Annotated in this window: 18 protein-coding genes; 7 read left to right on the top strand and 11 right to left on the bottom strand. The window is 67.5% G+C overall.

Translation table 11 applies throughout. The annotated features are described in order from the left end of the window. The first annotated feature begins 79 nt into the window (after positions 1-79). Positions 80-1,315, top strand: coding sequence for a PepSY-associated TM helix domain-containing protein (locus DJ018_RS08655; RefSeq protein ID WP_111514413.1), 1,236 nt, complete (start codon positions 80-82; stop codon positions 1,313-1,315). A 5-nt stretch (positions 1,316-1,320) separates the two neighbouring features. Here DJ018_RS08655 and DJ018_RS08650 read toward each other — a convergent pair whose 3' ends face one another. Together DJ018_RS08650 and DJ018_RS08645 are read right to left on the bottom strand one after the other, a co-directional pair. Next, entirely contained in the window at positions 1,321-2,310 is a 990-nt protein-coding gene (locus DJ018_RS08650; RefSeq protein WP_111514412.1) for an aldo/keto reductase, read from the bottom strand. Between the two features lie 26 nt (positions 2,311-2,336). Then, a complete protein-coding gene (locus DJ018_RS08645) occupies positions 2,337-4,538 on the bottom strand; it encodes a TonB-dependent receptor (protein WP_165842834.1) in 2,202 nt (733 codons plus the stop codon). A 513-nt stretch (positions 4,539-5,051) separates the two neighbouring features. Here DJ018_RS08645 and DJ018_RS08640 point away from each other — a divergent pair. From DJ018_RS08640 to DJ018_RS08625, 4 genes are all read left to right on the top strand, one after another. Then, positions 5,052-6,026: a TauD/TfdA dioxygenase family protein gene (locus tag DJ018_RS08640; RefSeq protein ID WP_111514410.1), complete on the top strand. Its 975-nt coding sequence runs from the start codon at positions 5,052-5,054 to the stop codon at positions 6,024-6,026. Positions 6,027-6,111: 85 nt separating this feature from the next. After that, positions 6,112-7,227, top strand: a complete 1,116-nt coding sequence (locus DJ018_RS08635) for an ABC transporter substrate-binding protein (protein ID WP_111514409.1) — start codon at positions 6,112-6,114, stop codon at positions 7,225-7,227. Further along, complete coding sequence (locus DJ018_RS08630) at positions 7,224-8,102, top strand: ABC transporter permease (protein WP_111514408.1); 879 nt, start codon at positions 7,224-7,226, stop codon at positions 8,100-8,102. Before DJ018_RS08635 ends, DJ018_RS08630 begins: the two co-directional genes overlap by 4 nt. Next, the gene (locus DJ018_RS08625; protein WP_111514407.1) at positions 8,099-8,839 is read left to right on the top strand and encodes an ABC transporter ATP-binding protein; all 741 of its coding nucleotides are present in this window, start codon (positions 8,099-8,101) and stop codon (positions 8,837-8,839) included. Before DJ018_RS08630 ends, DJ018_RS08625 begins: the two co-directional genes overlap by 4 nt. A 12-nt stretch (positions 8,840-8,851) precedes the next feature. Here DJ018_RS08625 and DJ018_RS08620 read toward each other — a convergent pair whose 3' ends face one another. The 3 genes from DJ018_RS08620 to thrB form a co-directional block, all read right to left on the bottom strand. Continuing rightward, positions 8,852-10,285, bottom strand: coding sequence for a methyl-accepting chemotaxis protein (locus tag DJ018_RS08620; RefSeq protein ID WP_111514406.1), 1,434 nt, complete (start codon positions 10,283-10,285; stop codon positions 8,852-8,854). A gap of 118 nt (positions 10,286-10,403) precedes the next feature. After that, the gene (rnhA, locus tag DJ018_RS08615; protein ID WP_111514405.1) at positions 10,404-10,856 is read right to left on the bottom strand and encodes a ribonuclease HI; all 453 of its coding nucleotides are present in this window, start codon (positions 10,854-10,856) and stop codon (positions 10,404-10,406) included. Continuing rightward, positions 10,853-11,821: a homoserine kinase gene (gene thrB, locus DJ018_RS08610; protein WP_111514404.1), complete on the bottom strand. Its 969-nt coding sequence runs from the start codon at positions 11,819-11,821 to the stop codon at positions 10,853-10,855. Before thrB ends, rnhA begins: the two co-directional genes overlap by 4 nt. A 110-nt stretch (positions 11,822-11,931) precedes the next feature. Here thrB and DJ018_RS08605 point away from each other — a divergent pair, with 110 nt between their 5' ends. Beyond that, positions 11,932-12,162: a type III secretion system chaperone family protein gene (locus DJ018_RS08605; RefSeq protein WP_111514403.1), complete on the top strand. Its 231-nt coding sequence runs from the start codon at positions 11,932-11,934 to the stop codon at positions 12,160-12,162. Here the strand turns inward: DJ018_RS08605 and DJ018_RS08600 are convergent. The 6 genes from DJ018_RS08600 to DJ018_RS08575 all read right to left on the bottom strand — a co-directional run bounded on the left by DJ018_RS08600 (position 12,159) and on the right by DJ018_RS08575 (position 19,216). Beyond that, the gene (locus DJ018_RS08600) at positions 12,159-13,115 is read right to left on the bottom strand and encodes a DMT family transporter (protein WP_111514402.1); all 957 of its coding nucleotides are present in this window, start codon (positions 13,113-13,115) and stop codon (positions 12,159-12,161) included. The genes DJ018_RS08605 and DJ018_RS08600 overlap by 4 nt on opposite strands. Before the next feature lie 16 nt (positions 13,116-13,131). Continuing rightward, positions 13,132-14,172, bottom strand: a complete 1,041-nt coding sequence (locus tag DJ018_RS08595) for a glycoside hydrolase family 5 protein (RefSeq protein ID WP_205853727.1) — start codon at positions 14,170-14,172, stop codon at positions 13,132-13,134. Between the two features lie 86 nt (positions 14,173-14,258). After that, a complete protein-coding gene (locus DJ018_RS08590) occupies positions 14,259-14,438 on the bottom strand; it encodes a hypothetical protein (protein WP_133254247.1) in 180 nt (59 codons plus the stop codon). Positions 14,439-14,558: 120 nt separating this feature from the next. Continuing rightward, the gene (locus DJ018_RS08585) at positions 14,559-14,954 is read right to left on the bottom strand and encodes a response regulator (RefSeq protein ID WP_111514399.1); all 396 of its coding nucleotides are present in this window, start codon (positions 14,952-14,954) and stop codon (positions 14,559-14,561) included. Between the two features lie 42 nt (positions 14,955-14,996). Then, positions 14,997-17,336 (bottom strand): CHASE2 domain-containing protein, encoded by a 2,340-nt coding sequence (locus DJ018_RS08580; RefSeq protein WP_111514398.1) that lies wholly within the window; start codon positions 17,334-17,336, stop codon positions 14,997-14,999. Then, a complete protein-coding gene (locus tag DJ018_RS08575; protein WP_111514397.1) occupies positions 17,336-19,216 on the bottom strand; it encodes a FecR domain-containing protein in 1,881 nt (626 codons plus the stop codon). The genes DJ018_RS08580 and DJ018_RS08575 overlap by 1 nt, the downstream gene beginning before the upstream one ends. Before the next feature lie 208 nt (positions 19,217-19,424). Between DJ018_RS08575 and DJ018_RS08570 the strand changes: the two genes are divergently transcribed. Continuing rightward, complete coding sequence (locus DJ018_RS08570; protein ID WP_111514396.1) at positions 19,425-20,975, top strand: ShlB/FhaC/HecB family hemolysin secretion/activation protein; 1,551 nt, start codon at positions 19,425-19,427, stop codon at positions 20,973-20,975. Positions 20,976-21,014: the final 39 nt, after the last annotated feature.

Below are 21,014 nucleotides of genomic sequence, written 5' to 3'. Positions count from 1 at the left end.
TCTGCGAATGAGTTGCAGCTGACGACGCAAGATGCGATTAACTCGCATTAGCAGCGCTCGCCCAGGATCGGAGAACAGGATGCGCGGGGTTCTGGTGGCCACCCATCGCTGGCTTGGCCTGGCGACGGCGGCCTTCCTGTTCATCGCCGGCCTTACCGGTGCGATCATCTCGTGGGACCACGAGGTGGACAGCCTGATCAACCCAGCCTTCTACAAGTCCTCGACGGCTGGCGCGCCCATGACGCCGCTGGCGCTGGCCGAGAAGGTCGAGCGCGAACATCCTGAACTGCAGGTCACCTTCATGCCGCTGGCAGTCGAGCCCGGCCATTCGGTGGTTTTCAGCGTCGAGCCCAAGCCTGGTCCTGACGGCAAGGGCAAGCCGCTCGGCTACAACCAGCTTGCTCTGGATCCCGTCACCGGGGCCGAACTCGCCCGCCGCCAGTGGGGCGCCGTCTCGCTCAGCCGCGAGAACATCATGCCCTTCCTGTACAAGCTGCATTACAGCCTCACCCTGCCCTTCGTGGCGGGCGTGGACATCGGCGTGTTGCTGATGGGGCTGATCGGCATCGCCTGGGCGATCGACTGCTTCGTGGCGCTGTGGATCTCCTTCCCCAGCCTTGCGGCCTGGAAGAAGTCCTTCGCCTTCCGCTGGAGACAGGGCGGCTATCGCCTGATGTTCGACTATCACCGCTCAGGCGGAGTGTGGCTCTGGGCCTTGCTGCTGACCCTGGCTGTCACTTCGGTGTCCATGAACCTGGGAACCCAGGTGGTCCGGCCGATCGTCAGCATGTTCTCGCCCCTGTCGGCGGACGTCTTCTCCGAGCGGACGCCGCGAGCGTTCGACGAGCCGTCGGTGGGCGGCTTGCCACGCCAGCAGGTGATCGAGATCGCCGTCGCCGAAGGGGCGCGTCGCGGCTTCTCCGACCCTGCGGGCGGGCTCTTCTACTCACCGATGTACGACGTTTACGGCGTCGGCTTCTACGAGCCCGGCAACGACCACGGCGACGGCGGGCTGGGCAACGCCTGGCTCTACTTCGACGGCCGAACGGGCGCACCGGCCAGCGCTCACATTCCAGGCAAGGGGACAGCCGGCGACATCTTCCTGCAGGCGCAGTTTCCCATTCACTCGGGCCGGATCATCGGGGTGCCTGGTCGCATCCTCGTCTCGATCCTCGGCGCGGCGGTGGCGGCCTTCAGCGTCACGGGCATCATCATCTGGGCGAAGAAGCGGCGCGGACGGGTCCTCCAGAGGAAGCGCGCCCGCGCCGCCGCCCCAACCCCGGCGCGGTCTCCAGTTCCGGCGCCGGCGGAATAGGAGCTTCAGGCGGGCTGCGGCGAAAGCCCAGGCACCGCCGGCGCGCCTGCCGGATAGCGTGCGCCCACCGTCGAACCCGGCGGGAAGGCGGCCTCTAGTTCCGCCGCATGCGCCGGATGCAGCTCGATTTCGCCCGCCGCCCAGTTGGACTCCAGGTGCTTGATGTGGCGCGTGCCTGGGATCGGAACCACGCCCTTGCTCAGCACCCACGCGAGGGCCAGCTGGGCGGACGTGATACCCAACCGCTCGGCCAATCCGTCGGCCACTGCGCGGCGCTTGCTGTTGGCCTGCACGGCGTCGGGCTTGAAGCGCGGATGAATGTTGCGGCGATCTTCCGCTTCCGTTGGCACGGAGCCCGCCAGAAAACCGCGGCCCAGCGGACTGTATGCGACGAAGCCCACGCCCAGTTCGCGCGCGGTCGGCAGGATCTCGGCCTCGACCTCGCGCGTCCACAAAGAATACTCGCTTTGCAGCGCCGCGATGGGCGCAGTGGCATGCGCCCGGCGCAAGGTCGGGGCGTCCACTTCGGACAGCCCGATGGCGCCGATCTTCCCCTCCGCCTTCAGTCGCGCAAGCTCGCCCACCGTGTCCTCGATCGGCGTCTGCGGGTCGAGCCGGTGCAGGTAGTAGAGATCGACATGGTCGATCCCCAGCCGCCGCAAACTGCCTTCCAGCGCCGTGCGGACGTACTCCGGCCGACCGTCCAGCTGGCGACCGCTGGTTTCGCGGTCGAGCCGGTTGCCGAACTTGGAAGCAATCACCAGCCGCTTGCGCCGCCCGACGATGGCCCGCGCCAGCAGATCCTCGTTGTGCCCCTGTCCGTAAACGTCGGCCGTGTCGAAGAAGTTGATCCCCAGCTCGATGGCTCGGTCGAGGGTCCGCAAAGACTCGACCTCGTCGGCTCGGCCATAAGCGTGGGATAGACCCATGCATCCAAAGCCCTGACGGGTGACGGACAGCGGGCCCAACGGAATGCGATCGGCGGATGTGACCATGACGGTCTCCTGTCTGTGGGAAGGTATCAGAAGTCGGCGCGCAGGGTGACGCCCGCGGTGCGCGGCGCGCCCGGCTGCCCCGTGGCGCCCCAGCTGCCCGCGCCTGGCACAGACGCGGAACCGAGGGTGGCGAGGTAGAACTCGTCGAGGGCGTTGCTCACCCATGCCGAGACCTCGTATCGATCGCCAAACCGCGCTCCGGCGCGCAGGTTCAGCAGGGCGTATCCTTTGATCCGACTGTAGGGCGCGTCGTCGACGCTGCCGAAGACGGCGGAGCGATAGCTGTACTGAACCAGGGCGAACGGCTCGATCCCGTTCCCCAGGTCACCCCGCCACTCGGCGTTGGCCGCCGCCGTCCAGCGCGGCGCCTGGTAGACCGGCCGCCCGGTCATGTCGCACGGCGCCGTCTGGCCGACCGGGCAAGGGCCGTTCGGATAGTCGCTGTAGCTCACGTCGTTGTAGGAGCCGTTGGCCGACAGGGTCAGCTGCGAGGTGACCTCGACGGCGCCTTCCAGCTCCACCCCGCGAGCTCGGACGTCGCCAACGTTGGCCAGGTATGACTTCGCCCCGTTGGACGGATAGATGTTGGCCTGCAGGCCCGTGAGTTCCGCCCAGTAGAGGTTGGCGTTCAGGGTCGCACGGTTTCCCCACAGGCTGGATTTCAGGCCAAGTTCGCCGTCTTGGACCTCCTCGGGCTCGAGCACCAACGGCGTGCCTGCGGACACCGACGAGTTCAGGTTGAGGCCCGCGGCCTTGTAGCCGGTGGAATAGGAGGCGTAGGCGTTCACCTGGTCCGTCAGCCGCCAAGTGGCGCTGACCAGGTACGACCAATTCCCGCCGTCCACGGTGATGTCGTAGTTGAACGGGATCGAGGTCGGCCCGTACGGCGTGCCCCGCGTCGAGGTCACGGTGGTCCCGTGCCGTTCGTCGTGGGTGTAGCGCAGGCCTGCGGTGAGGATCAGCCGGTCAGTCAGGTCATAGTTGGCCTGGCCGAACACCGCCCAGCTTTCCGTGATCGCCGTCGTGTCGCCCAGGTACTGCGAACCGGCCGCGATGTTCACCACGGGCGCGCTCGGGTTCGAGAGCCGGTTGTAGACCGTGTAGAAGGCGCCCGCGTCCGAGCCGAACTGGTTGAGGACGTAGTGGTCCTTCAGCTTTTGCCGGAACAGATAAAGCCCCGTCTGCCAGGTCAGCCGGCCGGGCTTGGACGCCAGCCGCAGCTCCTGCGACCACTGCCAGTCCTTGGTGATGGCGGCGTTCTTCTGGAGGATGTCGAGCGGGGTGTTGTCGCTGTCCTGCAGCGGGTCGAAGTGCCAGTAGCGCCAGGCGCTGATCGAGGTCAGGTCGCCGAAGCCCAGGTCCCAGTTCACCTCCGCCGACACCGCCTTCTGGTCGGTGCGCATCTTCTGCGGGGCGTTGGCGTCGTAGACGTCCTGACTCACCGCCGGGGTGAAGCCCAGGACGGCGAAAGCCTGCAGGGTCCGACGGGTGGTGGCTGAGATTGCCGGATCGAACACCTGGTTCACCACGCTGACGCAGCAGGTGTCATTCTCGTCCGAATACTCCGCGATCAGCCTCGCGCTCAGGCTCTCCGTCGGCGTGAACAGCAACTGCCCCCGCACGCCGAAACGGCCGATGCTGTTGCCGGCCACCCCGGTGCGCGGGTTCTTGAGCACGCCGTCGCGGTCGGTCCGGAACACCGTCAGCCGCCCAGCGAGACGATCGGCGATCAGCGGCCCCGTCACCGAGCCGCGGAACTGCCGGTAGTCGTAGTCGCCGAGGGAGACCTCGAAAGTTGCGCCGGGCGTAAAGCTCGGGCGCCGAGTGGTGATGTTCAGAACGCCGGCCGAGCTGTTGCGGCCGAACAGGGTCCCCTGCGGACCGCGCAGCACCTCCACCTGCTCCACATCGATCAGGTCCTGCAGCGCCATCCCGGGCCGACCCAGATAAACGCCGTCCACATAGACGCCGACTGACGTGTCCAGACCGTCGGCGGCGCTGGAGACGCCGATGCCGCGGATGCCTACGGAGGAGTTGCGCGGGTTGGAGTTGAACGCGACCAGGTTTGGGACGCGGTTCTGGATATCCACCAGTGTGTAGCCGCCGCTGCGTTCCAGGGCGTCGCCGGACACCACCGACAGCGGGATCGGCACGTCTTGGGCCCGCTCGGCCGTGCGCCGGGCCGTCACCACCACCTCGGTGAGGTCCGCCGCGTCGGCGGCGTCCACGGCGATGCTCGACGCGGAAGTCGCCGTCCCGGTTGCAGCAGTCCGCCAATTGGGAGCCGAGTCTGGCGCCGCGTAGGCGGTGCTGGCGCAGAGCGCCGCCGCGCCCGCCCCCGTGAGTGCGGAAAGGCGCAGGGAAAGGCGGCGCATCGGGGATGAAGTTCGGTCGTGCAAGGTCGCCCCCAAGGAACAGTCGTCGGAGCGCTGAACATTCCTACTTGTCCTAGGAATTGAAGGCAGAGGTTGTCGGGAGCCTTTTAGGAATTCTGACGGGACGACTGCTGGATAGCGGCTGATCGCGCGCCGGTGCGCTCGCGCGCGCGTGCGTGATCCATTCCCTAACGCCTGGTTTCTCTTTGTAGGTGACCGAGCTCGCTAGCGCGAAGTCAGCTTCCGGCAGCTCCGCAGAAACATCGACTCGCCAGATAGATTTTCTACTCTTCTTAATTCCCATCTGTTGTGTAGGAATAAGAAGCCGACGCCCCAAACGCCTGGCGCCAACCATCAGGAGGCCCCATGAGCCAGCCCGCCATTCTCGATCCCACAACCGCCAAGGCCCCGCGCCGGATCATCGTTGAACCCGTGACGCCCGTGATCGGCGCCGAGATCTCTGGGGTGGACCTGTCGCAGCCGCTGGACGCCGAAACTTTCGCGGAGATCCGTCAGGCGATTCAAAAGTGGCGGGTCATCTTCTTCCGTGACCAGCAGCTCTCCAACGATGCGCTCAAGGTCTTCGGCCGCAACTTCGGCCCGCTGACGCCGGCGCATCCGATCGCCGAGGGCCTGCACGACCATCCGGAGATCTGGGAACGCGCCGTGGACGAGTACCGCGTCCGCCGCTCGGAAAACGACAACCTGCCTCCCGGCGGCCGTCGCCCGCGCGACTACAAGGGCTGGCACATCGACATCACCTTTGTGGCCAACCCGAACAGCTATTCGCTGCTCTACGGCGTGCAGATCCCGCCCTACGGCGGCGACACCCTCTTCTCGAGCCTCGTTGCGGCGTATGAGGGACTGTCGCCCAAGATCCGAGAGCTGATCGACGACCTGAAGGCCGTCCACCAGACCAACGCCTACGAGAATGGCGGCTTCCGCCGGGTGCAACGCCGCGACGGGCGCTCGACGGGCCCCTTCGTCTCCCTCCACCCGCTGGTCCGTGTGCATCCGGAAACCGGCGAGAAGCTCCTGTTCCTGAACCTCGGCACCACCACCCACATCGTGGGGCTGAAGGAGCGCGAGAGCCAGGCGCTGTTGGACTTGCTCGAATTCGAGCTGACGCGGCCCGAGTACCAGGTCCGCCTGCATTGGAAGCCCGGCACCCTGGTGGTCTGGGATAACCAGGCCGTCTCCCACGCTGGCCCCATCGACTACGCCCATTTCGATCTTCCGCGCGTCGTGCGGCGCATCACCGTCGCCGGTGATCTCCCTACCGGTCCTGACGGCTTCCGCTCGCAGGCGCTCGAAGGCGAGCTGTTCAACGTCCTCGGTTGATCAGCAGCCCGGCGGCCCGTCGCACTCTTGGCCCTTCGCGCGACGGGCCGCCGTTTTCGCTTCCTGAGTTTCAAAGGAGCCCGCCGTGCCCACACGACGTATTGGCCTCCTGGCCCTGGTCCTGATCGGCGCCTCGGGCGCGCTGTCGGTGTTCGCGGCGACCCGCGAGCCGAAAGCCGTCGGCGCCCAAACGGGTGGCCTGTCCCTCGAAGCGCCCCTTCCAACCCAGGTGCCCCCTGGCGTCACCCTGGTGATTGGCGACCCGATCACCCAGGCCGTGGCTGAGCACGAAGGCTGGCTCGACGACTTGCCCTTCAAGGTCAAATTCGCCGAGATCACCGGCGGCCCCAACGTCACCGAAGCCTTCCACGCCAAGGTCCTGGACGGCGGCACGGCCATGAACATCCCGCCGATCCACGCTACGTGGGTGGGCATACCGGTCCGCATGATCGCCGTCCGTCAAAAAGCCGACTGGCAGGAGAAGCCGACCTTCCAACTGGCGATCGCGCCGAAAGCGAACATCCGCAGCCTCGGCGACCTGCGCGGCAAGCGCATCGCCTACAGCCAGGGTCAGGCGCAGGGCGAGTTGGTGCTGAAGATCCTGCGCGATCAGGGCATCTCCACTCGCGAAGTCACCCTTGTGGAAACCCCGTCCACCTCCGCAGACGCCTATGTCAACGCCCTGATCGGCGGGCTGGTGGACGCCGCTCCGATCGGCGCCGGCGCGCCGACGAAGCGGTATCTGGACAACTACGCCGCCGACGGCGCTCGCGTGCTCGCTCATGGCCAGCGTGACGACTTCACCATGCTCTACGTGCGCGAGGAGGTGCTGCGTGAACCCGGCAAGGCTGCGGCCCTGCGCCAGTACGCTCAGCTTTGGGCACGCGCCCTCGCTTGGCAAAACGACCACCCCGCCGAGTGGGCCAGGCTCTACTACGAGAGCCGTCAGGGCCTCTCGCCTGCCGACGCCGCCTACGTCGTCCGCTCGGAAGGCGCACGCATCGTGCCCGCCGACTGGAGCGAGGCCATCCGGCTGGAGCAGGACTCCATCGGCCTGATGGCCGAAGCCACCGGCCACGAGCCCTTCCCGGCCGAGATCCTCTTCGACCGCCGCTTCGAACCCCTGGTGGCGCAGGCCTACGCCAACGCGCGCAAAACGACCCGCCTCGCCGCCGCCTCGCCTTCGGGAGACGCCCGATGAACGCCCATTCTCTCGCGCACGCCGTGCCGCTCACGCCTGCACCGCCCCAGGTCTTGCTGCCGGAACCAGTGCTGGCCGTCGCCGACCGTCCCGCCGCCCCTCGCCGGCTAGGCCTCGGCGTCGCAGATCCGCTCGGCTGGCTTTTGGGCCCGGCCCTGCTGCTGTTCGCCTGGACCCTGGGCAGCTTCTTCGGCCTGATCGATCCGCGCGTTCTTCCGGCGCCCTGGACCGCCGCCGAGACGTCCGTGGACCTGATCCGCGAGGGCCGCCTTCAGCAGAACCTTGCCATCTCCGCCTGGCGGGTCGCCCAAGGACTGGCCTTCGGCGTCAGCGCAGGTCTTCTGGTCGCCCTCCTCGCCGGCCTCAGTCTGATCGGCGGCTACCTGTTCGACGGCCTCGTTCAGGTGAAGCGGGCGATCCCGACCCTGGCTCTGATCCCGCTGGTGGTGATCTGGTTCGGCATCGGCGAGACCATGAAAATCACGGTGATCTCCCTCGCCGTCTTCGTGCCCATCTATCTGAACACCCACACCGCCCTCCGCGGCATCGAGAGCCGATACGTGGAGCTCGCCGAAACGGTCGGTCTGTCGCGCCTCGACTTCATACGCCATGTCGTCCTGCCCGGCGCTCTGCCGGGGTTCATGCTCGGCCTGCGCTTCGGGGTGATGAGCGGCTGGCTGGCGCTCGTGGTGGTGGAGCAGCTGAACGCCACCAGCGGCATCGGCTACATGATCAACCTCGCCCGGGTCTATGCCCAGACCGATGTCATCGTGGTCGGCATCCTGGTCTACGCCCTGCTCGGCTTGGCCTCCGACATGGCCGTCCGGGCCGCAGAGCGCCGCCTCGTGGCCTGGCGCAGGACGTTCGGCAAATGACCGCTCCCTTTGCCCTTTCCCCGATCGTTCGCGTCCGCGATCTGTCGCGCCGCTTCACCCTCAAAGGCGTGCTGAACGGCGTCGACCTGGAGATCCGCAAGGGCGAGTTCGTCGCCCTGCTGGGCCGCAGCGGCTGCGGCAAGTCCACACTGCTGCGCGCCATCGCCCGCCTCGATCACGAAGCCATCGGATCCGGCGAGATCACCGCGCCAGAGCGCCTTTCGGTGGTGTTCCAGGATGCCCGGCTGCTGCCATGGAAGCGGGTGCTGGACAACGTGACCTTCGGCCTCTCCGGCCCGGAGGTCCGGGAACGCGGCAAGGCAGCACTGGCGGAGGTCGAGCTCGCTGGGCGCGAGGCCTCCTGGCCATACGAGCTTTCCGGTGGCGAGCAGCAGCGCGTGGCCCTCGCTCGCTCCCTGGTCCGCAAGCCCGAGTTGCTCCTGGCCGACGAGCCATTCGGCGCCCTGGACGCCCTGACCCGCATCCGCATGCATGGCCTGCTCAAGCGACTTGTCGCGAGCCACGAACCGGCGGTCCTGCTGGTCACCCACGACGTTGACGAGGCCATCGAGCTCGCCGACCGCGTGGTTGTGCTGGAACAGGGGAAGGTCGCAGCCGACGTGTCCGTGGACTTGCCCGCCGTCGGACCGGAACGGGCCGCCCGCTTCGCCGCCCTGCGGCGGGAGCTTCTTGGACGACTAGGCGTCGTGGAGCCAGCGGCCCTGGCGAGCGCCTAGTCGGTCACAGTTCTACCAGCGTCCTGCGCTGGTGACCGCTCGCAGCCGATCGTGCGCTGCGTGAACGGGATTCCCGGTGGCTGCCCCCTCGCTCCGGTCATTCAGCTTGAAGCGGGAGACCGAAGCGCGAAGCTCGTCCGCCTGACGTTGCAGTTCGCCTGCGGCGGCCGTCGTCTGCTCCACCATCGCCGCGTTCTGTTGGGTGGCCTGATCCATCTGATTGACCGCCGTGTTCACCTGCGCAAGTCCCGAAGACTGCTCTTCGGCCGACCGCGCGATCTCCAGGATCAAGGCGTCGATTTGCTTGGCTCGCTCGACGAGTTCGGCCAGGGCCGAGCCGGTGGCGCCCACCAGGCGCACGCCCTTGCCCACCTGTTCGGACGAGGCGCTGATCAAGGCTTTGATCTCGCGTGCCGCGTCAGCCGAGCGTTGGGCCAGCGCTCGGACCTCCTGAGCAACCACCGCAAACCCTTTCCCGGCTTCACCCGCGCGCGCGGCTTCGACACCGGCGTTCAGGGCCAAAAGGTTGGTTTGGAACGCAATCTCATCGATCACGCCGATGATCTGGGTCACCTTCGAGGCGCCCGTTTCGATCTCTCCCATGGCCTGGATCGCTTCGCGTACCACGTCGCCGGATTGCTCGGCCTGGGTGCGGGAGGCGCTCGCCACCTCCGCGGCTTCGCGAGCGCCGGCGGCGCTGCGCTTCACGGTGGCCGTCACTTCGTCGAGGGCGGCGGCGGTCTGCTCCAAGGTCGCAGCCTGGTTCTCCGTGCGCCGGGACAGATCCTGGGCGGCGCCCGCGATCTCATCGGCGCCGCGGCCCAGCGGCTCGGCGATGTCGCGCACCAGAGCCAAAGCCTCCTGTAGGCTCGCCACCGCACCATTATAGTTATCGCGGATGGCGGCGTAGGCGCCGTCGTAGGTGCACGAGATCTGAGAGGTCAGATCACCCGCCGATAGCCGCTCCAGCGCCGTCGCCATGGTCGAGACGACGGACGTCTGCAGCTCTTCGCTCCGCAGCCTGCGCGCTTCGTTGCTGCGCGCGACCTGCTCCGCTTCCGTGATGTCGGTGGCGATCTTCACCACCCGCACCGTGCGCCCCGCCGCATCAAGCACAGGGTTGTAGGACGCTTGGATCCAGACTTCGCGCCCACCCTTGGCGATCCGCCGGAACTTGGCGGCGACGAACTCGCCTGCGTTCAACTTGCTCCAGAATGCCCGGTACTCTGGCTGGGCGGCCTCGCCTGCATCCATGAAGATGAGGTGGCGCTGCCCCTGGATCTCCGACAGCCCATAGCCCATCGCGGCGCAGAAGTTGGCGTTGGCGGTGATGATGGTCCCGTCCGGCTCGAACTCGATTACCGCCTGTGACCGGGAAATGGCGTCGAACTTGGCGCGGAGGTCCCGCAGCTCCGCATCACCCGCCGCCGCACGCTTGCCGAACATCAAAGCCCCCCTGGCACACCCCTATGGTTCAGCCTGATCGGCTTAACCAAACCTGAGCGGGCCGCCATAGAAGGCGATCTGCGGCGACGACTTGCGCCCCATTATGGGTTTCGGATCGTCAGGCGACCCTTGCGGCCAAGGTTTCCTTCATGCCGAGCCGCGCCAACTCGTCCGCGCGCTCGTTCATCTCATGGCCGGCGTGGCCTTTGACCCAGCGCCAGTCGACCTTGTGCCGGTTGCGGGCCGCGTCGAGCCGCTTCCAAAGGTCATCGTTCTTCACCGGCTTCTTGTCGGCCGTCAGCCAGCCGCGCTTCTTCCAGCCGTGGATCCACTCGTGGATGCCCTGCTGGACGTACTTGCTGTCGGTGTGCAGCTCCACCTCGCAGGGCTTGGTCAGGGCCTCTAGCGCCTGGATGGCCGCCATCAGCTCCATGCGGTTGTTGGTAGTGGCCAGCTCTCCGCCCTTCAGTTCCTTGCGGTGCGTTCCGCTCATCAGGATCGCGCCCCAGCCGCCCGGCCCCGGATTCCCTGAGCAGGCGCCGTCCGTATAGATCACCACCTTCGGGGTCATGCGCGCGCCGTCCCGAACAGGACGAGGTCCTTCGAGGCCCGGTGGACCGCCAACTTGCGCTCGTACTCCAGCGGATCCTTGGGCTTCACCAGCGCGCCGGCCGGCGTCGCGCGCCAGTCGTGCAGCCGGGTCAGGAAGAAGCGCAGCGCAGCTCCGTGCGCCAGCACCGGGATCGCCGCCCGCTCGGCGTCCGACAATGGCCGCACCGCCTCGTAGCCTGCCAACATCGCGCGGGCCGCGGTGATGTTGAACGAGCCATCCGCCTCGAAGCACCAGGCGTTCAGCGCCACGGCGATGTCGTAGGCGAAAGCATCGGTGCAGGCGAAGTAGAAGTCGATCGTCCCGGCGAAGGCCTCGCCGTGGAAGAAGACGTTGTCGGGGAAGTAGTCCGCATGGACGATCCCGCTCGGCAGATCGGTCGGCCAGTTCGCGGCCAGGTAAGCCAGATCCGCGTCGATCACGTCCGCAAGGCCCGGCTTCAACTCCTCGGCCTGCCCTTTGAGGCGGGCGAACATGGGCGCCCAGGCTGCGCGGCCAAGATCGTTATCGCGGCTCATCGGGAAGCCATCAGCGGCGCGGTGCAGTTCCGCCAGCCCGCGTCCGGCTTCGCGGCAGTGCGCCACGCCGGGCCGGCGCACGGACAGTCCAGGCAGGAAGCTGACCAGGGCGCAGGGCTTGCCCCGCACGCTCTTCGAGATCTCTCCAGCCCGGTCAGCGACGGGCGTCGCACACGCATAGTCGTGCTCGGCCAGCCAGCGCATCAGGCCCAGGAAGAACGGCAGGTCCTCGGACCGGACGCGCTTTTCATAGACGGTCAGGATGAAGCGGCCGCTCTCGGTCTCCAGCAGGAAGTTGGAGTTCTCCACGCCCTCTGCGATGCCCTTGAAGGACACGGGAGCGCCGAGGTCGAAATCGGCGAGAAGCGTTTCGAGCTCCTCGTCGGTGATGTCCGTGTAGACCGCCATGGGTCGGCATTGGGCGAGCCCGACCTCCCGGTCAAGGCGCTAATCGCCGCCGCAGCCGAATGAGCTGTGGCCCGTTATCAAAGGTCCCCACGCCTTTCAGGAGAGCCACCATGATCGCTCTGAAAGTCGAAAAGATCGGCGACCGCGTCGCGGTCGAACTCACCGAAGAAGCCTTGCAGGCCTTGGACATGGACGTCGGCGGCACGCTGCACCTCGAGCCTTCACCCAACGGCGTGCTGCAGGTCGTCACTCGCGAGGTCTGGGTCGAAGATCCCGCCGCCCCTGGCGAGGCTGTGCTGCGCGCCTGCGAGCGGCGGCACGAACCCTTCTCAGCCGCTTAAACGATCGCCGCCGCCTGAGCCTCCGCGCCTGGGCGGCGGTGTGCGGCCACGCAGGACGTGACGCTGAGCACCACCAGAACGAAGGCCGCGACTTCCAGACCGGTGGGCCATCGTTGCTCCCACAGGAAGCCGTAGAGCAGGGCGAACAGCGTCTCGAACAGGATCATCTGCCCGACAAGCGTCAGAGGCAGCAGTCGGCTCATGCGGTTCCACAATCCGTTACCGACAATGGACGCCAGGATGGCCACGCTCACCGAGACGCCCGTCAGCTTGACGAGGCCGGGCCCGTCGAGCGGCGCGGCTCCAAACAAGGCCGCCGCGGGCGCCATCGCCAGCGCCTGAACACCTGTGACGAGTCCGATCAGCAAGCTCCAGTCATGTGATGAGACAGCGGGCAGACGCGCCAGCGCACGGCTGTTTCCGACGGCATAGCCTGTCCATGAGACCAAGGCGCCGATCGCACAGGCGAGGCCCGCTGCGCCGGCGCTCAGAGCGCCCGTTTGCGGTCCGACCAGCGCCTGCCAGCCGATGCAGACCGCGCCCGCCGCGCATAGAACAAGCGAAGGCCAAAGCCTCCCCAGCGGCGCTGCGCCTACGTCCCGGCTGCCGAGCAAGGTAACGGCCACGGGGAGGAACCCGATCACAAGCGAAGTCATGGCGATGCCGCCGAGCTGCACAGCGCTGGCCAGCAGCACGTAGTACGCCGTGTTTCCGGCGAGGCTCAGCCAGCCCAGTGCGATCCAGTCACGGCGCAATAGCTGCACCGACAGCCCACGCCAGCGAGGCGCGATCAGAAAAGCGGCGATCACGCCGTACGCCAGATAGCGCCCAACCGTCAGCTGCAACGGGCTGAAGTCGCCGGCAAGTTCGGGAGCCAAGAACACTAGCCCCCAGAGCGCGCCCGCACCGATGCCGAACGCGACGCCCGCCGTCGTTCTCCTGCCGTCGATCATTCGCCTCCAGCCCGGCTCAAGGCCTGGGACTGGCAATCACCTCCAGCAAGCCCGGGATCCATCCCTTGTCGTCTCTAAGGCGGAAGCCGCTGTAATAGCCCCAAGCACAGCTCGGCACCCCTATAGAGGCGAAAGCTGAGCTCACGGCGTGGTAGTACTCGGCCCGTTCCTTCACCGGCACCCGCGGATCGTCCATGGCGCCGTATTCGCCCAGGATTGGCACGCGGCCAGATCGCGCCATATAGGCCTTCACAGTCTGCAGGTCGCGGGCCAGCAACGCCTTGTCGGCCTCTGAACCGTAGGTTCTGCCCCAGGGCGGCGGGTTCGACGTCCAGTGCGCGCCCTGATGGGTGAAGTCGAACGGCTCGTAGTAGTGAAAGGTCGGCACGACGTAGGGATCGTCCGGCAGCTTCATTGTCGAGAGCGACGCCAGATTGCTCCAGTTTTGTCCGCCGACCAGCACCGGGCGCGTCGGATTGCTCGCGCGCACCGCCGCCAACGCCGCCCCCCAAACACCCGGCAGGTTGCTGTCGTCCAACTTCGAGTGCGGTTCGTTCAGGAGCTCGAACCAGACGTTCGGCGGAGCGTCCTTGAAGTTCTCGCCGATCTGCCGCCAAAGCCCCGCAAGCCGCTGGGCGTGCGTATCGGGATCCGATGTCAGCTCGTCGTAGTGGTGGACGTTCAGGATGACGTTCAGACCCGCCGCATTGGCTAGGTCCACGGCCCGATGCACCCGCCGCAACGCCGCGGGGTTGATCGTGTACGGCGCCCGCTCCTGCGCCTGGGCGGACCACTTCACGGGGATGCGCACGGTGGAGAACCCGGCCGCCTTCATGATGCGGAAGTCGTCGTCGCGGAACGGCCTGCCCCACTCGCCTTCCTTCGGCGTCTCAAGTGTGTTGGAAAGGTTGATGCACTTTCCGACCGGCAGCGTAGGTCCGGTTCGCGCCTTGGCCGCAGCGGCCGGCTTGTACCCGTCGGCGGGCTGCGCCGCGGCTGGCAAGCTCAGCACCAAGGCCAACAGCGTCGCCGCCGTGCTCATCCACCTTTTCCGCATTCCAGGTCTCCTCCACCTCTGCGCCATCTTGCGCTGGCCGACCGCCGCCGACCAGCCCGCGTTAAGGCGTGGGTAGGAGAACCCCTTCAGGCGCCGCGGCGTAGACGCACAACGCAGATCGACTGCACCCAAACCTCGACCTTGTGGAACTGGCTCAGCCGACCTTGTGCGAGGGCGGTCAGGGCATTGAGGCTCGTTTCGCTGAGCCGCTCGCTCATCCGGACGCCGCCTTGCTGGTCCAGGCCGTAAAGAACTGTCGTGGACATACCGAGCCCCCGATCCCTGAGGACTGAGACCCTGGCAAGGCACAACAAGCGACGCAACCTTGTTACCGATAACAAGCCCAAAAGACGCGTAAATTTCTGAATTGCGGCCGAGCTTCCGCCTCAGGCCAGCAGGACGGCGTCCTCGTCTGTGCGGGCCGCCAAGACGCGGCCGATTGTTTCGAATAGCTTCGCCATCTGCACCGGCTTCTGCAGCAGATCGTCCGCGCCGGCGGCTTGGGCCTGCTGACGAATGTCAGGCGCGTCATCGGCTGTGACCACGATGATAGGCAGCCTAGCCTTCGCATCGGCGCGCGCGCGAATGCGTCGGATGGCCGAAAGACCGTCCATGCCCGGCATCCGCAGGTCCATGAGGATCAGCGCGTAGTCGCCCAGTTCGATCATGGCCAAGCCTGACTGGGCGTCCTCAGCCTCCGCGACCTCGACGCCGCTCGGCTCAAGCATCCCCTTCACCACCGTGCGGTTGATGGCGTTGTCGTCGACAAACAGGACGCGCATCCGAAATTCCTCCGCCTCTGCGCGAGCTTACGGCCAGATGACTTACAGGGCGCTAACAGGTTCCGGCCGAGCTGGCGTCGGGGGCCGGAGCTCGCAGAGCGCCTTCAAGCTGGCCACCAGATCGACGGTGCGTATCGGTTTCTGCGCAACATGGTCAGCGCCAGCGGCCAGCAACTTGGGCTGCATCTCAGAAGGGCCGGCCCAAAGCACGACAAGACGCGCTCCCCCTGCTCGTGCGACCAACTCGGCCAGGCGCCCCTCGACCGAACCTGCCTGCGATACAACGGCGCCGTCTGCCACGAGCAGTTGGAAAGCTTGAGTTCTCAGGAGCGCGGCCGCTTCCTCCAAGTCTCCCGCGACTTCGAGCGATCCGAAGTGAGGAGCCAAGGCGGCCTTCAGCACGCTCTGCGTCAAAGGGTTGGCGTCGACCAGCAGCACTCCACCGCCTGACGCCGAGGTGATGGTCCGTCCGGAAACGGCGTTCAAGGGCAAGCGAATGCGGAAGACAGAGCCGGCTCCGAGGGTGCTCTCAACAGAAAGCTCGCCGCCCATCGCGTGCGCCAGGCGACGCGAGATCGCCAGCCCAAGGCCGGTGCCGCCGTAGTTGCGTGTGACGCTGCCGTCCACCTGACGGAACGGCTCGAAGATCTCGACGAGCTTGTCCGGCGGGATGCCGATCCCGGTGTCAGCGACTTCGACGACCAGCGCGTCGTCGCCGGCGAGCCCGGCGCGCAGGACGATCTGGCCCGCCGCCGTGAACTTGATGGCGTTCGACAGCAGGTTGGACACGACCTGCCGCAGACGCATGACGTCGTGGCGGATCCAAGCGGGCGTGTCGCCCCTCTCGACGAGCAACCGGACGCCCTTCTCGTCGGCCTTGGCGGACCACAGGCGCCCGGCGTCTTCCAGGAGCTTGTGGAGATCCATCTCGACAGGCGCCACGACGAGGTTGCCGCTCTCGATCTTGGCCACGTCCAGGATGTCGTCGACGAGCGCCAGCATGGACTCGCCCGCGCTGTGCACCACGTCGACCTTCTCGCGCACGGCCGGATCAAGCCGGCGGTCCGCGAGGATGACCTGCGTCATGCCGAGGATGCCGTTCAGCGGAGTGCGGATCTCATGGCTGGTGGAGGCCAGGAACTCGGTTCTGGCCTGTAGGGCCTTGTCCAGGGCCGCGTTGGCGACGCGCAGCTTCTTGTTGGCGCGACGGATCTTGTTCCGGCTGCGGCGCATGTGCTGAGCCAGTTCCAGCAGGTGAGCCTCGCGCGCTTCAACCACAGCCCGAGCGCGGCCTCTCAGCTCGACGCGTACGGCCATGATGAGCACCAAAACCTGACCCAGCAGGATCGGCGTCACATCGATGACAACCGGCGCCACCGCCTGCAGGACCAGCGGAAGCCCGATCGCCAGGCTGGCCACGGCCAAATGGGCGCCCAGAAGCCGTGCCAGGGAGAAGGCTGTGCGTCTCGGCCGCAGGAGGACGACCACGATGCCCGCGATCAACAGGATGGCGAGCGGGTGAAGACGCTGGAGGTCGCGGCCGCTTCTGAGACTTTCGGACGCCAGCGCATGGACCAGCACACCGGGGAGGGTGCCGAAACGGGGGGTCGCGAACTCATCGCCAAGCTCCAGAGCGGTTGCCCCGATGAGGATCGTGCGACCACGCACCAACGCGGGATCGAAACGTCCTTGGTAGACGTCATCGAAGCTCAGCCGGCTCACGGCTTCGATCCGGATGCCGTAGTCGAGCGTGAAGGCGCCTTGCCGTCCAGGCGTCGATCCGGCGAGCGTCGCGCCCATCGACGGCCGGACGCCATCCGAAGAGGCGAAGCCGTAGGCATAGCGGCGAACCTTGCCATCAGGATCGACGGGCACGTTCACGGTGGCCAGAAGCGCCTCAGCCGCAAGACTGCTCAGCGGCGCGCTTTCGGTGGTGTCGCGGCCATATCGGGATCGCTGCTGGACGAAGGTGGACAGCACCACCGTTCCCGGCTGCGCCCCGATCGCCTGCTGCAGGCCAAGGTCCGCCGGGTCCGACGAAGGGGCGCTGAAATCCACATCGAAGGCGACTAGGTTTGCACCGGCCGCTTGCAGGTTGCGTATCGCAACGGCGTAGCGATCGCGGGGCCAAGGCCAGCGACCCGCAGCCCTCAGGCTGGTGGTGTCGATCTCGACAACGGTGATCGCCTGGCTGACGGCTCGCCCGAGCAGCCGGAAGCGCAGCCCAGCGAAGGCGTCATCGAGCGGCCGCAGCGCGCCGGAGAACATCGCACCGCCGACGATCGCCAGGATGGCGAGCAGCCCAGCGAGGCGTTGCGCCGTCTCCAGCCACCGCGCGAGCCAGAGCGGAGTCTGGCGCACGGCCGAGCGTTTCGGCGACATCACCCGTTCTTGCCGCCGCCCTTGCCCTTGCCGGGCACGTCCGGTCCATCACCGGCCCCAGGTCCGACCGGCTCAGGACCGGCGCTAGCGTTGCCGTTGCCGTTGCCGCCATGCCCCGGCGGCGTGCCGCCGGCACCCACGCCATTGCCGTTCCCGTTGCCGTTCCCTGGGGGCGCAGCCGGACCTTGGCCAATGGGGGAATCTCCAGCCGGCGGAGCGCCGCCGCCGGAGCCCTGGTTCGCGTGCCCCGGCGGCGTGCCGCCGACGCCCACGCCATTCCCGTGGCCGTTGCCGTTTCCGGCGCCTGGGTTCGCAGCCGGACCTCCGCCGGCGGGGGGATCTCCAGCTGGCGGAGCGCCGCCGCCGTTGGCTTCGCCTGCATGACCAGGCGGCGTGCCGCCGACGCCCACGCCGTTCCCATGGCCGACGCCGATGCCGTTGCCGTTGCCGGCGCCCGGGTTCGTAGCCGGACCTTGGCCGCCGAGGGGATCTCCGGCCGACGGACCGCCGCGACCGGGGCCTTCAGCCGCATGCCCGGGCGGCGCGCCGCCGCCCCCGACACCCACGCCGCTATTGCCTGGCCCGGCGCCGTTCTCCGGTTTCGCCGAGGGTCCTTGGCCATTTCCCGGAGCGGCGGTGGGCGGAGCGGCGCCCGGGCCGACGCCATTGCCCGACCCCACAGGGCCGGCTGGGCCGGAGCCGACCTGACCGGCTGGCGCATCGTTTCCGGAGCCCTGAGGCCGGCCGCCCTGGCCCGGCGGCGTGCCGCCGACCCCTAGGCCGACACCATTGTTGTTACCTGCTTGGGCGGGCAGCGTGACCACGCCCCCGGCGGACGCGTTGGCTTCAGTTGGCGGAACCGTCACAGGACGCGGATCGGCAGCCGGAGCAGGTGCGCCACCCAGATTGTTCCCGCTTGCGCCGCTGCCCACCGGAGCCGGAGCGATCTGGTCGCCCGGCGCCTGCCCGGTGGTCGCTGCGGGCGAGGTGATGGGCGGCTGGGCGCCGTTTCCAGGGTTCGCGTTGCCGGGCCCCGGCCCGGAAGCCGCCACCTCCCCAGCCGCCTGGAGCGTTGGTGCGGACTGCAGCTGGGCAAGTCGGGCTGCCGGGGTGTCAGTGATGGACGCGCCGGGCGAGGTGACATCGCCTGCACGGGTGGACGCGTCGGCGCTGGTTGTGGGCGTCGCGCCGGTCTCCGTACGCACAGCGGACGCAGCCGCCGCAGATGCAGACGTCGGCGCCGCCTGCACGAGACCGTCGGAGACAGCCGCATAGTTCAGAGGCGTGACGTTGCTGGCCGCTTCCGGCGCCGCCTGGACGGAGGGCGTAGTCTTGGTCACCGCGCCAGGCGCTTCACGCGTAACGACGCCGGTAGCGCCCGCCGCAATGTCCGCGGCGCCGCCGCCGCCGTTCGGCCGCACCTCCACCAGACCCTCGGCCACATGCACGGCATCGGACAACGGCCCGACGTTCACGCTGAAGGTGGTGCCCTTCACGATGGCCGCCAACAACGGCGTGTCCACGCGGAAGTGCTTGGACGGCTGCTTGTCGACCTGGAACATGATGGAGCCCAGGTCCTGCACGATGCGAACCATGCCGGGGGTCTCCGGCGGCGCGACCGTCATCCGACTGTTCGCGCCCACAACGATCCGTTGCGCCCCGTTGAAGAGGGCGGCCCGCCCGCCAGCGGCGGTGGTGATGTCGGCGCCCACCGGCACCGTCTGGTTGGCGACCGCGGGAGCCGGCGCGCGGCCAGGCGCAGTCACCCGGACGGTTCCGCTGACTTCCACCAGCTTCCACTCCGCCGCTAGGGTCGCCGTGGCGCTGAAGATGATCACCGACGTGAACGCCGCAGAAAGGGTGTAGCGGATGTTAGACATGGGCGGATCCAATCAAGGATTTGGCGGCGAATTTCGCAAATACTCACCCGACATGACACGTCACGGCTAATAGCCCGCTAACACTTGTTTTTTTATTTTGGTTAGCTCGAACTTTACCTCGTCATGGCAGGATCTATGCTTACTGATCTATTTACCAAGGTTGCACGTGGCGCGAGTGAGCAGGAGCTTCAGGCAGGCGGGGACGGTGATGGCGGCGCTCGCCATCACCATCGGCGCGCCGGCGGCGGCTGACAGCGGCGCTCCGGATTCCGGCTGTGCCGCGACGCGTGCGGAGCCCTGCTTCGTCCTGATGGGCGTGACCATTGACGGCGTTTCCGCCTATCCGTTGAAGGACCTTGCGCCGCTTTACGCTGACGACCTGACGCGAGAGGTGTCCATGGACGACCTCGTGCGCATCGCCCAAGCGATCACGGACAAATACCGCTCGGACGGCTACTTCCTGGCCCGCGCCGTGGTGCCGCCGCAGACCGGGCCGGAAGGCATGGTTCGCCTGGTTGTCTACGAAGGCCGGATCAGCGAGTTGCAGGTGACCGGCCGCACAGCCCCAGCCGTATCGACCTTGCTGGACGGGGTGACGGACGCCCGCCCCCTGCGTCTGGCCGATCTCGATCGCCGCCTGACCCTCGCCACCGATCGGCCGGGCTTCAAGCTTCGCACCCAGCTCGAACCCGTGCTGGACGATCCGGCGCAGCATCGGCTGGTCGTCCAAGCCGACCGCCAACTGTGGACCGGCAGCCTTTACATCGACAATCGCGGCGCTCCCTCCGCGGGGCCTTGGCAGGCCTACGGACGGCTGGCCGCCAACTCAGCGTTCGTCGCCGGTGATCAGTTGGCGGTTTCCGCGCTGATCGTGCCGGAAGATCCCCGGGAGTTCAGTCAGGCCGAGCTCTCCTACGCCTACCCTCTGGCCACGGGCGGCAGCCTGACGATCCGCGGCTCCGCCGCTCAAGCTCGAGATTCGGCGAACGATATCGGAGCGGTGTTCGGCAACGAGCATCGCGCCGCGAGCGTGCGCCTGTCGCACCCCCTATCGCGCGGTCGCCGGCATGCCGTCTGGGCGGCTTTTGGCCTGGACGGGACGCGCGTGAAGCAGGATTGGGCGCAGTATGGCGGGTATCAGGACGATCTGCGCGTCCTGCGCGGCTCGGTGTTCGCGACCCGCTCGGCTGATGGACGGACCACCACCGGCTTTGCGCAGGTTTCAACCGGATTGGACGCGCTGGGGGCCAGCGACCGGCCTGGTGCGAACCGCTCGCGCTGGGACGCCGACGCCCAGTTCTGGAAGCTGAACCTGCACGGCTCACATTACCGGGACCTCGGACGCCGCACCGGGGTGTACGTGCAGGCCGATGGTCAGTGGACCGACGATCCGCTGCTCGCGTCCGAAGAGTTCACAGCCGGAGGCTCTCCCTACGGCCGCGCCTATAACTATGCCGAGATCTCAGGCGAGAAGGGCCTCGCCACCTTGGCCGAACTGCGCTTCGGCTTCGACCCGCCCGGCGCGGCCCTCAACTTCTTCCAGCTGTACGCCTTCGCCGACGCCGCCAAGGTCTGGCGCAAGGACGCTTCGCCGGGCTTCGAGAGCGCTGCTCTCGCCTCAGCCGGCGTCGGGACACGCCTGAGCTTCGCAAACAAGGCGACCCTGCGCCTGGAGGCGGCGCGGCCGCTTACCCGCACGCCTTACCTGGCGGGCGACAAGGATTGGCGCACCTTCGTCGCCTTGAGCGCAGGCTTCTGAGCAGCCGCGCCTCGCCTCCGCGGGAAGGCAAGGCGCGGC

This window comes from Phenylobacterium deserti (genome assembly GCF_003254705.1).
GTDB lineage: Bacteria > Pseudomonadota > Alphaproteobacteria > Caulobacterales > Caulobacteraceae > Phenylobacterium > Phenylobacterium deserti.
This window is presented reverse-complemented; position numbering and strand designations above follow the sequence as displayed.